The following is a 14,021-nucleotide window of genomic DNA, read 5'->3' as shown; positions in this document are numbered from 1 at the left end:
TTATTACTATTGTTTTCCACTAATGGTTTGATATATTGAAATTTCTTTTTGATTTAAATCTTTTGTTTTTTTGATTCCTAACATAACATTTGCAATATTGATTAGTTCATTTGTAATATCTATATGTTCAAAAAATAATGATTCAGGGAATTTATTCATTAAATAAATAAAAAATATTTTTTCACAAATATCAAAAATGGATGGGTCATCAAAATGTTTGTGTGATAATTTTATTAAATTTTTGATTGCAAATTGAGTTTCAAATATTGTTTTATTTTTAACGGGATTAATAGTTATATTTTTGAGTTTAAAGTCATGGTCTAAATTCTGCACAACTAATGTATTGTAAATAATGGATTTAACTTTACTATCAATATCTGTATTAAAAATATTCTCTATTTCTTTTTCAAAATTAATTCAATTATATTGTTCAAATTCATTACAAATATCTAATAGAAAATTAATATCATGTTTTTTATATTCACTCATTATTGTTAGTAATTCTTCTCTAGAAAAGTAAACTTTTTTTATATTTTTGCTTTTTTTACTTAAATTCAAATTATGTAAATATTTTTTCAGTTTTTCTTCATAAATTTTTGGGACATAAGGCAAATTTAATTCTTCGTCAATTTTTTTAAATGCTTCTTCTTCTTTATTTTGATTAATTAAACTTTCAATTTCTTCTATTAATAGTTCATAGTAATTTTTGGACATAATTTTAATTATAAAATACTATTTAAACATTTGTAACGTTAAAGATACTTTTTCTTTCATTTCTTTCAAGAAAGCAAAATCTTCGTTTTTAATATTGTCTAGATATTTTGGAAAATTTAAATAATTCAAGAAATAGAATTAAATGTTAAACTTCTTTGCAAAATCGTTTAAAAACATTTTTCGATTTATCAAAAATAAACTATCAAAATTATTTTTTATGATCTTTTCAATTTCTTTATGGTTTTGATATTGAATACTATTGTTTTTAATTTCAAATAGTAGTTTTTGCTTTTTTTGTAAAACTAAGCTATTGTTAAATTCAAAAATTTTAATTTTTGCTATTCTACTAATATTCATATTTTCATATTCATTGATCATACTATCGGAAATAATGAATGTATTATTAATATTTTCATTTTCACAAAAAAAATCATTTTTAAAATTATTTTTTTTGTTTTTGATATCTGCATCTATTAGTATTATTTTAAAATCTTGTTTTAATTCAATAAGTTTATTAGTTTTAAAATTAATGAATTCTGAGCTAATTTTTTTAGGAAAATATGTAATTTTCTCAATTTTTTCTTTGTAAAAATTTAAATTAAAATTTTGACTAAATAAAATTTTGTAAGCTCTAGCTAAAATTTCGGCGTCAATTAAGGCATTATGTTCTTTGTTGAATTTAATATCCAAAATTAACGCTATATCATTTAGACTATATGTTCGTTTCTTTTTGTTGACACATTTTAATTTTTTACTCATTTTATTTTGAATATTTATTATTTTTATTTTTTTTACGTTCTTTAAACTACGATTATTTCTTTCAAATACTTTTTCAATGATTTTTTGATCAAAATCTCCAAATGAAAAAATTTTGCAATTTTTGGAAAATTTAAGAAAATTTTTTATAACTTGATCTTCGCCTTTGTAATTTGTATTATTAAAAAAATCTTTCTCTTTTTTCAATAGATTTGAAATTCTTGTTGATATTTTTTTGCGATAACAATATTGATTAAATTTTTGAATTTTTCCATCTTCATCAATTTTAATTGCGCCAACTTGCAATAGAAACGAATGATCGCTTGGACTATCTGCTTCAAGATCAATAAAGACAGTATTTTTCAAATAATTATTAAGTTCCATATTTATTCAATTTAGTATAAAATAATTTTGTGAGATTAATTGTTTTTTCTCATGTTTGACTTATGAAAAATAAAATCTCATTAATTGAAATAGTTGATAAAAGTATTGATTGAAAAAATGCAATTAAATTAGGTGTTGATTTATTAGTTAAAAATAACATTGCAACTTCTGAATTATCAAATGCTATTATTGATAGTACTTTAGAAATGGGTCCGTATTATGTATTAATGCCCAAAGTTGCTTTGGCACATACAGCCCCTGGTGAGTATAACAAAAAAGTTGGTCTATCATTAATTCTTTTTAAAAAACCAATTAAGTTTAGTGACAACGAGAGACACCAAGTTAATTTGTTGTTTACTTTATCAGCAATTGATAGTGATTCGCATATGAATATACTAGTAAAATTTTCAGAATTATTTTCTAGTGATTCCATCTTAGAACAATCTTTAAGATGTAAATCAAAAGAAGAATTAGTAAACATTTTTGGAGAGTTGTTATAAATTATGAAAAAAATTTGCACAGTTTGCGGACAAGGATTAGGTTCATCTTTAATTGTTGAAATGAATATAAAAAGTATTTTAGACAATTTAGGATTATCAGAAGATGAAGTTAATATTACTCATAAGAATCTAAATTCATATTCACCAAGCGATAATTTTGATTTTGTTGTTTGTGGTGTTGATTTGTCTGATTCAATTGACCCTGGGAAAGGGCAAAAAATTGTTTTGAATAATTTAATGGATAAAGTAGAATTAACAAATAAATTTAAAGAAATATTCAAAAAATAGAGTTTTACAATTTATATGTTTAAAGTAAATGCAGGTGATTGGTTTTTATCATTTTTCAAAGATTTTGTTGGAACGCCAGCAATTTTAGTGGGGCTTTTTGCTACATTGGGAGCAATTTTGCTTAGAAAAAAAATATCCGAGATTATTATTACTTTATTTAAAACTATAGCCGGTTTTTTAATTCTATCAGGTGGAGCCGGAGTATTATCAGGGGCATTATCTAATTTTCAAATTTTGTTTGAAGATTTATTTGGTTTATCAGGAGCAATACCAAATAATGAAGGTCTTGTGGGAATATTAAGCGGCGATTTTCCTAAGATAGCTCAATTAGGCTCAATTATAATGGTTTTGTCAATTGTTTTAAATATAGGCTTAGCATATGGATCTAGATTCAAATATGTTTATTTGTCAGGTCATGTTTTATTTTATATGTCGATAGCAGTTGCTGCTGTTATGACTCTTGCAGGTTTTGATTTAAATAATGCTAGTGATTATGTAATTTCTTTGATTTCTTCAAGTTTAATAATGAGTTTATATATGGTTCTTTCTTGTGCATTATTACATCGTTGAACAAAAATTATTACTAAAACTGAAGATATTACTGTTGCCCATACAGGAGCATTAAGCTACGCAATGGGTGGAGTTATTGGTGATATTTTTTACAGAATTAAAAAAGGAAAAAATATTAAGTCAACAGAAGAAATTAAATTTCCTAAATGATTACAGTTTTTTAGAAACACATTTATTTCAATGTCAATTACAATGATTATTGTTTTTTTGATTGTTTATATTCCAGAAGGAGTTATGTATAACACAGGAATTAAAACAATTGAAGAATCTTCTTCTAATTTTGAAGCAATAAAAAATATTTTTGGACAAGGGACAACTAATTGATTAGTGAGAGCGATTATAGAAGCGTTTACTTTTGCAGCTGGTGTTGAAATTATATTGTTTGGAGTAAGAATGATAATTGGTGAACTTGTTCCTTCTTTTAAAGGTATAAGTGATAAATTAATTAAAAATGCTAAAGCAGGTATTGATTGTCCAGTTGTCTTTCCTTATGCTCCTAATGCTGTTTTGATTGGTTTTGTTTGTTCACTAATTGGAGCATTGATTGGCTTAGGAATATCAATAGGTATTTCAAACGTTAATAAAATAATTCCAATTATTATTCCAGGAATAGTTGCTCAATTTTTTTTAGGTGCTACAACAGCAGTATTTGCTAATGTTCGTGGAGGTTTATGAGCTGCAATAATTGCTTCTTTTTTAAATGGGGTCATAATTACATTAGCTCCAATAATTTTTTATGCAACAGGAGGGATACCAAAAGATAATTCAGGGAAATATGTTTCGAGCGTTTGAGGAGATACAGATTATTTAATTACTCTAATCCCTCAATTACTTGTTCTACCTAAAGGAGTAACAGGGAGGGCGCTTGTAATAATTATTCCTGCTGCAATTTGAGTAGGTTTAATTATTGATGGAATAATAAAACAACAAAAAGATAAACATGACAATGCATCATCATTAAAAGTAGACTAATTTTATATAATTGTTAGATATGACTTTAATACAAATAACAATTTATGTTTTGATTGTAATTGGTGTCATTGCTTGTATTTTTGCTTTGGTTTGGACAAAGATTATTAAACCAAATAAGTTTGGATATACAAATAAAAATTTTCTGGTTAAAAAAGAATTTACGAATTTAATTAAAAAAATGGAAATTCATTCTAAGACTAAAATTTATGAGAATTTATATTTAAATTTTGACAAAGTAAAACCAATTTATATTGAAAGAATGGTTGTTACAATTCAAAATGTATATTTAATTGCAAATCCATTAGAAAGCAAAGTGATTGATATTAGAGAAAATAATGGAAATATCAAAATGATTTATAAGAATAAAGAATTAGATTTACCTTTAGATGTTGATATTCTTTTAGCTAGCGCAAAAATTTTAAAAAAAGAAATGGAACAAAAAAATTTAAAAATTATTGTTCCTGTATCTAATGAATATTTTGTATCCAAAATTATTCAATCAAATCACTTTGTACAAAAAGATGATTTATTTAATTACTTAAATAAATTAGATAACGAAGTATCAAATTTTGATTATCAACAATTTATTCAATTAATCAATTTAAAAACAATTAGAAAAAAACCAAAAAAAATATTTGATATTAAAAAAACTTCTTAATGAAGTTTTTTTAATTATTAATTTTTCAATTATATTTTTTTAATATTTATGTAATTAATGTATTTGGTTCGATCTTCTTTTGAAGCTAAAAATCTAGTGCATGATGTACCAATAGATAATGATGTCGCTTCTTTTAAAGATTGAATAGCGTTATTAGTTTGACGATAAATAGTTGTAAATGATGAAATTAATGTATCTCCAGCTCCAACAGTTGAAACAATATCAAATTTTTTGTCTAATGTAATTTGGTAACAATTATTATTCTCGTCTAAAAAATAAGAACCCTTACCCCCATCAGATACTAATAAATTTTTTAAACCTTTTGATTTTAGGTTATTCATAGCATTTTTCATTTCTTCAACTGTGTTTATTTTTACACTTAAAAGAGATTCTAATTCACTACGATTTGGTTTAATAATAAATGGTTTATATTCAATTAAATCAAGAACAACTTTTGAATCTACATCTAATGCAAATTCAATTTTTTTTGAATGAAGTTTTTCAACTATTTTTTTTAAAATATTTTCTTCACAAATTCCCATAATAAAAACAAAGTCATTTTTATCGATATTATTTTCAATAAAATTGATTAATTTTTCATATTCATTATCATTGATTTTTGCTCGAGCACCATTAATTTCATATGTTGCATTATTAGCAAACATTTTTACATTAATTCTTGTATCATTCTCAGCTTCAAAATCAATTAGCTCAACTTTTTCATTAGCTACTAAATCTAAAAATAATTTTTTAGTACTTCCACCCAAAAAAGTTATAGCTTTATTTTCATATCCATTTCTTTTTAGTATGATTGAAGCGTTAATGCCTTTTCCACCAGGTAAAAATTCGTAATCTTCAACTCTATTTAAATCATTTTGATTAAAATCATTTTTTGTATTAATGACATAATCAATTGAAGGAGAAAATGTTATTGTATAGATCATACTAAATTAGAATCAAATTATTTTTTAGTACTAAATTAGAGTTAAAGTTATTTTTTATTTTTTGTATATTTTGTTTAGAAAATTCTTTTTTAATTGATTTTTTAGCCTTTAATTCATTATCTTTTCTTTGGTTCCCATTTCCAATTATTTTTGTAAATAGAAAAATACAAAACATCGATACAATAGATCCAGCTAAAACGGCAGTGATAAAGAATACAACTCCTAATCCTACTGATAATCCTTGGTTACTAAAGTAGTTACATTTAGCAAGAGCAACAGTTAATACCCCCCCATGTGGTGCAGAAATTTTAACTCCAAGAGCTCCTATTAACAACCCTGTAACAGCAGAACCGATAATATTTGAAGGCATCATAACTTTTGGATTTTTAATTGTTAATGGAATCGCTCCTTCAGAAATAAAAGTTGCTCCCATTACATAATTTACCATTCCAGCATCTCTGTCTTCTTTTGATCATAATTTTTTAAAGAATGTAACACTTAAAGCAATACCAAGTGGTGCAGACATTCCACCAGCCATAGATGCAGCCATAGCAATTGTTCCACCTTCGCTTGGTGCAACATTGTTTAATGAAGTTGTTGCGAAAACATAAGCAGCTTTATTAATAGGACCCCCTAAATCAACTGACATCATTGCTCCTAGAATTAATCCTAGTAATCAAGCAAGATATTGTTTACCTTCAAATAATTCTAAAAATTTAGTAAATGCTCAATTTAAGTAAATTAAAGGAATGTTAACGATTCAAAATGAAATAGCAATAAAGAAAGTACCAAATAATGGAATAATTAAAATGTTTTTGATACCATTCAATGTTGTTGGGAATCATGGTTTTCTACCATGTTTAGTGTTTACTTCAAGACTTAATAATTTTGAAAAAAGAATTAAAATTGTTGCTGCTAGGAATGCGCCACCAATTGCCCCGAACACTCCTGAATTAGCGCCACCTTTTCCTAATCATTGAACATCACCTGTATTAGGATTTAAATAAAAGAAAAAATCTCCTTTAGCAATTAAACCAACAATAAATCCAGGCAATAATCCTTGTCGACCAACAATAGCGTAAGCAATGTATGCTGCTAAAATTGGCACCATCATTCCAAATGCTAAATCTCCTAATCCTTTTGTTCATTTAGATACTGAATTTCCACTACCAAAATTACTTTCACCAGCATTTTTCATATCAAATAAAAATGCAAGAGCAATAAGTATTCCACCAAAGATAACAAAAGGTAGCATATAAGAAACACCAGTCATTAATGATTTATAAGCTCTTTTTCCAAATTTATTAAATGACATTTCTGCTTCTACATCTGAAGAATTTTCTGATGTTTTTGCTTTGCCCGCAAATTTATGTCCTTCACCATTTAATGATTTTTGAATTTCTTTTTGAGCATCTTTAATAACTGGTTTTGTTCCCATTTCTAAAACGTTTGGATGCCCTGCAAATTTTGATAAATCAACAACTCGATCACAAGCAATAATAACACCTTTTGCATTTTTTATATCCTCAGGTGTTAGAGTATTTTTAATCCCATCAGCGCCCTGAGTCTCAACTTTAATTTTTATTCCCATTTCTTTACCAGCTTTAACAAGCATATCTCGAGCCATAAAAGTATGAGCAATACCTGTTGGACAAGCAGTAACTGCTACAACATCTCAATTTGTTGTTGTATCTGTATCTTCACTTTTTTCTTCTTCATTGTATTTATTCATCACTTTTATTAATTGAGATATAGAATTTACTTTTTTAAGTTCTTTTTTGAAATTTTCATTCATAAATAGTTTCATTAATGCTGCAAGAATTTCAATATGTGAACCACTACTATTTGGATTTAAAGCAATGAAAAAAACATAATCTACAGGGTTGCCATCTAAAGAATCTCAATTAATTTGATTAACTTTTGCAAAGAAAATTACTGAAGTTTTCATAACTTCATCTCTTATATGAGGAATCGCAATTCCTTCACCAATTCCAGTTGAAGATTCTGCTTCACGTTTAAGAGCCATTTCTACAACTCTTTTTTCGTTTGAAGCATAACCTCGTTTAACTAGAACTTTAGCAAAATCTTTAAGAGCTTCTTCTTTAGATGAATAATTTTTATCTAATAAGATTAGATCTTCTTTAAAAAAATCATTAAAGTTCATTTCTCTCCTTTGTATTTACTATTTGAATATTTTTATTTTTTAAATTTCTAATTTTTGCATTTGTGACAATAATAATATTTTGATTTTGAGAATTAAAATTAAAAGTAGATTTTGTATTAAATTTTTCTTCTTCAGCTAAGATAATTGTTATTATTGATCTTTTGATAATATCATTTTTAGCTTTAGCTTCTTTTTTTTCAGGTGTATAGAGATTGCCTAATTCATCAATTGCATTTACTCCAATAAAAGAAATTGGAAAATTGATTTTTATTAATTCTTCTTCGTTTAAATTAACTATTGCTTTAGTATCTTGTTTTATTTTTCCGCCAATAATGTTGATATTTTCAAATCCTAAATCAATCGCTCTTTTAGCGTTTGATAATGAATTTGTAAATAACTCAATTTTTTTATCGAGATATTCTAATAAAAAATAACATAAGCTACCAGAGTCAACAAAAATTGTTTTGTAATTTTGAGCAAGTTTTGAAGCATATTGAGCAATTTTTCTTTTTGTATCAACATTGGAGTTAATTTTTTCATCAAAATCTTGATCTCTAAAACTTTGAGATTCTTTAAGAATAACTTCACCAAACAATCTTTCAATTAATCCGTTGTTTTCTAGTTTAATAAGATATCTCCTAGTTGAAGATTGGGTTAATTTGAACTTCTCTTCTATTTCTTTAGTTTTAGTTATCTTTTTTTGTTTAATAAATAGCAGAATTTTCTCTTGAATTATTTTTGACATATTTATTAGTTATTAACTCCGTTAATAATTATATAAATAAATGAATAATTTTGAATAAATATGAATAATTTTGAATAATTTTTAAATTAATTTTATTGAGACTAAAAAAACCAAGATGAATTGTGATATTCATCTTGGTTTTTTTAGTCTCAATAGATAATAAACTATTTTTCCTTATTTAAAGAATTATAGTTTGTAAATTCCTAATGCATTTAATCATAATAGAATTGCAGGAATTCAGAATAATCAGAAAATTGTTAAAATACAAACAACCAATTCTAATACTGAGTAATTTCCTTTTAGTAAATCGATTAGATAGATAACAAATCCAACAATTCCAATTACAGGAAATAACATTAAAATAAGTGCAATAAGTTTTTTCTTTTCAATATCTTTAACACCTTTTGCCATAAGTGACTCCTTATTAAATAATTTTTAAAACATAATTATAACAATTTAAGACCTATTTTTTATTTTTTTTGCTTGATGATGCATTCTTAATTGCTTTTCTAGCTTTTTCAACTACTTCTTTTAATTGTTTAACAGATTTATCAAATTGTTTTTGTTCTGTGGTACTAATTGGTAGCTCAATAATTTCTTGAATTCCGTTTGCTCCCAAAACTGCAGGCACTCCTGTATAAATATCTTTATTTTTATATTGCCCTTCTAAAAATGCTCCAACAACAAGAATTTTTTTTGAATCTCTAATAATATTTTCACAAATATTAGCTGTATTTACACCAATACCATAAAATGTTGCCCTTTTACGATCAATTATTTCATATGCTTTTTTTCAAACGTATTCATGAATTTTTGGATATTCTTTTTCATTAATTCTTCCTTTTTTAGCAAATTGAGATAAAGGAACTCCACCTACTGTTGCAACAGAAAACGCTGAAACAGAAGAATCTCCATGTTCACCTAAAACATAAGCTTGAATTGATTGAGGTGCAACATTGATTCTTTTTGAAATTTCTCTAGTCAATCTAGCTGAATCTAAAGATGTTCCTGTTCCAATAACTTTTTTTCTTTCGAAACCTGTTACTTCTTGATAAACAAGTGTTAATATATCAACTGGGTTTGAAGCAATAACAGTAATTCCTTTAAATCCTGATTTTTTGACATTTTCAGCTATATCTTTCATAATTAAAGCATTACCTTCAACCATATTTAACCTTGTTTCTCCAGGTAATTGTGGTCTTCCTGCTGTAATTACAACTAGATCTGCATCTTTACAATCTTTGTATGTTGCTGCAAAAACATTAAACGGATAATCCATTGGTGCACTACCATCTTCAAAATCTAAAACTTGTCCTTCAACATTTGTTTTGTTAACATCAATAATTCCATATTCTGATGCCAAGCCTCTGTTCATTGCTGAATATAAAAATGAACAACCTACAGCTCCAGCTCCGATTAAAATAATTTTTTTAGCTTTCATAAAATTTTCTTTTTTTCTCCTATCTTTTTTCATACTACATTATAGAACAAAATTTAAAAAACGCTTTTTGGCAAAGCGATCAGAAATTTACAAAAAATAAATAATGTTGTGAAAAGAATCGTGTTCTAATGTTGTTGAATTCTAAGTTAAAAATGATATAATTTATAGAACAATTAGACAGACAAAGCAGAACTTAAAGGAGAAAAAAATGGGATTGTTTAGTAATAAAGATATTATTTCAAAACCCAAAAATCTAATTAATGCAAAAGAGATGGTAAAAAAAGCATATGAAGGTAAGTATGCTATTCCTCATATCAATATTAACAATTTAGAATGAACAAAAACTATATTGTTAGCAGCTGAAGAAGCAAAATCACCAGTTATTTTAGGAACATCTGAAGGTGCAGTTAAATACATGGGTGGCTATAAAACTGTTTATGGAATGGTGACAGGATTAATGAATGATTTAAATATAACAGTTCCTGTGGTATTACATTTGGATCATGGTTCATTTGAAGCAACAAAAATTGCTTTAGAGAATGGATATACATCAGTTATGTATGATGGTTCTCATGAATCTTTTGAAAAAAACTATGAAAATACTAAAGAAGTAGTTAAATTAGCTAAAAAGTATAATGCATCAGTTGAAGTAGAAGTTGGTTCAATTGGTGGAGAAGAAGATGGAATTATTGGAGAAGGAGAAATTGCAAATCCAGAAGAAGCTAAAAAAATGGCAGATTTAGGAATTGATTTTTTAGCAGCAGGTATTGGTAATATTCATGGACCATATCCAAAAGGATGAAAAGGATTAAAGTTTGATGCTTTAGAAAATTTATCAAAAGCATGTCAAATTGGAATGGTTTTACATGGTGGTTCAGGAATTCCAAAGGATCAAATTCAAAAAGCTATCTCATTAGGAATTTCAAAAATTAATATTAATACAGAATTACAACAAGCAAATGCAAAAGCTATATGGAAATTTATAGAATCTGGTGAGGCAAAAAAAGGAAAAAATTTTGATCCTAGAAAATTATATGCATCTGGTATTACAGCAATGAGAGAAACAGTATTAGAAAAGATTGAAGAACTTGGTTCAAAAAACAAAGCATAAAAAAGCTTTGTTTTTTTTACCAGTAATGAGTTTCTCTTTTTTTTCTATTTCATTTACAAATTCTTGTAATCTAGTATCTCATTATTCTTCAGAAATCTTTATAGAAAACGTAATTGATGGAGATACATTTTTATCAAACGATAGTAAATATAGAATTTTAGGAATCGACACTCCAGAAACTTATGATTCATCTAGTAATTTTAAACCAACTAGTGGTCCTCAATATTTTTATGGAACTCTAGCAAAAGAAAAAGCAAGAGAATTATTAGGTCAAACAAAAGTTGATATTGAAGCTTTAAAAAAAGATAAATATGATCGTTGAATTAGTAAAGTAACAATGAAAAATGGACTGGATTTTAGCTCTTATATGATTAAAAATGGGTATGCTATTGTAAGATATATTTCGCCAATAAAATCAAGTTATTTTTATTATTATGATAGTGATTACATCGATCATTTATACGATTTACAAAATTATGCAAAAATAAATAAAATGGGTTTTTGATCTGAATCTAATGCGGTGTTAAAAAAAATATATCCAAAATAATATTTTTGATAAAATTGAAGCAAAGATTATTGTAGAAAGTTTAGATGACAAACGTTCAAATATTGATATTAACAATTTCAATTATTTCTTTATTCGTTGTAGGTATTCCGTTATTATGTGGAATACTTTTGCCTATATTCAAACCAACAATTAGCAAGAAAACAAATCGTTATTTATATGCTTTTTCTTCAGGTTTTTTCTTAATAATGTCAACAGTTTTATTTATAGGAGAATCTAAAGAACATTTAGATAGTTACTTCAATAGACAATTTCCTGGTAATGAAATAGCTTCAAAAGCAATAGTTGCTTCCATTCTTACTTCTGTTGTTTTATTTGGATTATTATTATCAGTTGGTTTCAAATATTTCTTTGCAAGAACAAAAGGAGAAACTGAAATTCATACTCACAATCATGACAAAATGATTTTTAATATTAGTGATTATAATCCTAAATCAAAAGCATTTGCAATATTCTTTTTATTAACTCATAGAATTCCTGATGGTTTAATTATAGGTTTGCTGTGTTCTTCGATTGCCCATGGTGATTTTAACGTCGTTAACATTGTTTTTTTATGTTCTTTTGTAATTCATATTTTTCCAGAAGAATTAATTATTTACTATAGACAAATTGACATGGGAATTAAAAGAAAAAAAGCAATAATTAATAGTTTGATTGCTATTTCTTTAGTCATTCCATTAATTATTATTGGTTCAATAATAGGTTGATTTTCATTAGAAAATGAAATAGCTATTCATATTGTTCAATTAATTGCCGCATCTTTTTTATTATTTATTTCTATCGTTGAATTTTTACCTGAATTTTTACATGATCAAAAAATGGTTGGTAAATCATGATATACAACTATCTTAATTTTTATTATTGGTATTGGTTCGGGATTATTTATTCTGTGTTTTCACGATCATAGTCATTAGTTAGAAATATTACTAATGTTTATTTTATTAATAATAATTTGCATTATTAAATCGTGTCATATTACTAAATGCACTAGATAAGATCAAAATACAATTTGTAAAGAGAATTATAATTTATAATAATGTAGTTGTAATTAAAAGGAGATTGAATATTTTATGAAGAAATGACTTAAATTTAGTGCTTGAATATCATTAGCATTATTTTTATTTGTTGGAGCAGTTTTATGCTTTGTCAATTATGACTACTTTTCAGATTTTAGTAAAAAATACCCTAGCTCTGATAGTCCTTCTGTAGTTCAGGCATATGGATATGTAATTGGTATTGGTTTAGCTTTATTTTCAGGATTTATTGCTACTACAATTATGTCTATTGTTACAATACTGCCAGATAAAAAAGAAAATAAGATAAATAAAGAAAATAAAGAAAAAAAATCAAGCAAACAGAAGGAAATTGACGAAAAAAAAGAAGTAAAGAATAAATAATTATATTTTTATTTGATGTGTTATAAATCAAGAAGCCTAAATTTAGGCTTCTTATTGTTTTTAATTTAGTATAATGGTGGTTTTATGACTGATAAAGAAATTAGAATTAATAAATACTTGTCAATTGCAGGAATTGCTTCACGTCGTGAAGCTGAAGAATTAATTAAAAAAAACAAAATAAAAATTAATGGGAAAAACGCAACATTAGGTCAAAAAATTTCTCTAGATGATATTGTTGAAATAGATGGAAAGAAAATTTGCTCCTTTCCTAAAAAAAAGTATTATCTTTTGAACAAGCCCAAAAAAACAATTTGTACATTGAAAGATCGATTTAATCGAACATTAGTAACTTCATTGATTGATGATAATAATTATTTATTTCCAGTTGGTCGTTTAGATTATGATACGACTGGAGTTCTAATTATTACTAATGATGGCGAACTTGCTAATCGTTTAACTCATCCTTCTAATCAAATCAAAAGAATTTATCGCGTTAGAATTAATGAATCTTTAAGCAATAAGGAACTTTTATATTTAAATTCAAATAATATTTACATTAACAATAAAAAATCAAATCATATAATCGAACAAGTTAATAAAAAATCTTATTTGGTTACTTTAACTCAAGGTTCTTATCATCATGTAAAGAAAATATTTGAACTTGTTAATAAAAAAGTTTTAGATTTAAAAAGAGTTGAATTTGCAGGTTTGACTTGTGAAAAAATACCTATTGGTTCATATAGAGAATTAAAAAAGTATGAAATTAAAACTTTAAAAAACCTTGTTAATCTTAATTAATAATAAATTATTTT

General features: G+C 25.6%; 16 protein-coding genes. 9 read left to right on the top strand and 7 right to left on the bottom strand.

Translation table 4 applies throughout. From position 1 onward, the window contains the following. Positions 1-6: 6 nt before the first annotated feature. Entirely contained in the window at positions 7-714 is a 708-nt protein-coding gene (locus ACJA28_RS02330) for a hypothetical protein (RefSeq protein WP_022934574.1), read from the bottom strand. Positions 715-852: 138 nt separating this feature from the next. Then, positions 853-1,854 carry an exonuclease domain-containing protein gene (locus tag ACJA28_RS02325; protein WP_022934573.1) on the bottom strand — a complete coding sequence of 334 codons (1,002 nt, stop codon included), beginning with the start codon at positions 1,852-1,854 and terminating at the stop codon, positions 853-855. Positions 1,855-1,916: 62 nt separating this feature from the next. On the opposite strand from ACJA28_RS02325, the gene ACJA28_RS02320 reads away from it, so the two are divergent. The 4 genes from ACJA28_RS02320 to ACJA28_RS02305 are packed head-to-tail and all read left to right on the top strand — an operon-like array spanning position 1,917 to position 4,842. Next, complete coding sequence (locus ACJA28_RS02320; protein WP_022934572.1) at positions 1,917-2,354, top strand: PTS sugar transporter subunit IIA; 438 nt, start codon at positions 1,917-1,919, stop codon at positions 2,352-2,354. A gap of 3 nt (positions 2,355-2,357) precedes the next feature. Further along, complete coding sequence (locus tag ACJA28_RS02315; protein WP_022934571.1) at positions 2,358-2,642, top strand: PTS sugar transporter subunit IIB; 285 nt, start codon at positions 2,358-2,360, stop codon at positions 2,640-2,642. A gap of 15 nt (positions 2,643-2,657) precedes the next feature. After that, on the top strand, positions 2,658-4,184 hold the full coding sequence (locus ACJA28_RS02310; RefSeq protein WP_022934570.1) for a PTS ascorbate transporter subunit IIC: 1,527 nt from the start codon (positions 2,658-2,660) through the stop codon (positions 4,182-4,184). 19 nt (positions 4,185-4,203) lie between these two features. Then, positions 4,204-4,842, top strand: coding sequence for a hypothetical protein (locus ACJA28_RS02305; protein ID WP_022934569.1), 639 nt, complete (start codon positions 4,204-4,206; stop codon positions 4,840-4,842). A gap of 29 nt (positions 4,843-4,871) precedes the next feature. On the opposite strand, the gene ACJA28_RS02300 is transcribed toward ACJA28_RS02305, so the two are convergent. The 5 genes from ACJA28_RS02300 to ACJA28_RS02280 all read right to left on the bottom strand — a co-directional run bounded on the left by ACJA28_RS02300 (position 4,872) and on the right by ACJA28_RS02280 (position 10,136). Further along, positions 4,872-5,786 (bottom strand): 1-phosphofructokinase family hexose kinase, encoded by a 915-nt coding sequence (locus tag ACJA28_RS02300; RefSeq protein ID WP_022934568.1) that lies wholly within the window; start codon positions 5,784-5,786, stop codon positions 4,872-4,874. Position 5,787: 1 nt separating this feature from the next. Further along, positions 5,788-7,950 (bottom strand): fructose-specific PTS transporter subunit EIIC, encoded by a 2,163-nt coding sequence (locus tag ACJA28_RS02295; RefSeq protein WP_051122406.1) that lies wholly within the window; start codon positions 7,948-7,950, stop codon positions 5,788-5,790. Beyond that, the gene (locus tag ACJA28_RS02290) at positions 7,940-8,695 is read right to left on the bottom strand and encodes a DeoR/GlpR family DNA-binding transcription regulator (RefSeq protein WP_022934567.1); all 756 of its coding nucleotides are present in this window, start codon (positions 8,693-8,695) and stop codon (positions 7,940-7,942) included. The genes ACJA28_RS02295 and ACJA28_RS02290 overlap by 11 nt, the downstream gene beginning before the upstream one ends. Positions 8,696-8,881: 186 nt before the next feature. Continuing rightward, positions 8,882-9,106, bottom strand: coding sequence for a hypothetical protein (locus ACJA28_RS02285; protein WP_022934566.1), 225 nt, complete (start codon positions 9,104-9,106; stop codon positions 8,882-8,884). A gap of 52 nt (positions 9,107-9,158) precedes the next feature. Continuing rightward, positions 9,159-10,136, bottom strand: coding sequence for an L-lactate dehydrogenase (locus tag ACJA28_RS02280; protein ID WP_027121620.1), 978 nt, complete (start codon positions 10,134-10,136; stop codon positions 9,159-9,161). Between the two features lie 208 nt (positions 10,137-10,344). Between ACJA28_RS02280 and fba the strand changes: the two genes are divergently transcribed. From fba to ACJA28_RS02255, 5 genes are all read left to right on the top strand, one after another. Then, a complete protein-coding gene (gene fba / locus ACJA28_RS02275) occupies positions 10,345-11,247 on the top strand; it encodes a class II fructose-1,6-bisphosphate aldolase (RefSeq protein ID WP_022934564.1) in 903 nt (300 codons plus the stop codon). A 25-nt stretch (positions 11,248-11,272) separates the two neighbouring features. Further along, a complete protein-coding gene (locus ACJA28_RS02270; RefSeq protein WP_406602187.1) occupies positions 11,273-11,794 on the top strand; it encodes a thermonuclease family protein in 522 nt (173 codons plus the stop codon). A gap of 44 nt (positions 11,795-11,838) precedes the next feature. After that, positions 11,839-12,726: a ZIP family metal transporter gene (locus ACJA28_RS02265; RefSeq protein WP_022934562.1), complete on the top strand. Its 888-nt coding sequence runs from the start codon at positions 11,839-11,841 to the stop codon at positions 12,724-12,726. Between the two features lie 156 nt (positions 12,727-12,882). After that, positions 12,883-13,209 carry a hypothetical protein gene (locus ACJA28_RS02260; protein ID WP_022934561.1) on the top strand — a complete coding sequence of 109 codons (327 nt, stop codon included), beginning with the start codon at positions 12,883-12,885 and terminating at the stop codon, positions 13,207-13,209. 84 nt (positions 13,210-13,293) lie between these two features. Then, positions 13,294-14,007, top strand: a complete 714-nt coding sequence (locus ACJA28_RS02255; RefSeq protein ID WP_022934560.1) for a pseudouridine synthase — start codon at positions 13,294-13,296, stop codon at positions 14,005-14,007. Positions 14,008-14,021: the final 14 nt, after the last annotated feature.

Origin of the sequence: Mesomycoplasma moatsii, from assembly GCF_045276915.1 — a bacterium.
In the GTDB taxonomy this organism is placed as follows: domain Bacteria; phylum Bacillota_I; class Bacilli_A; order Mycoplasmatales; family Metamycoplasmataceae; genus UBA710.
This window is presented reverse-complemented; position numbering and strand designations above follow the sequence as displayed.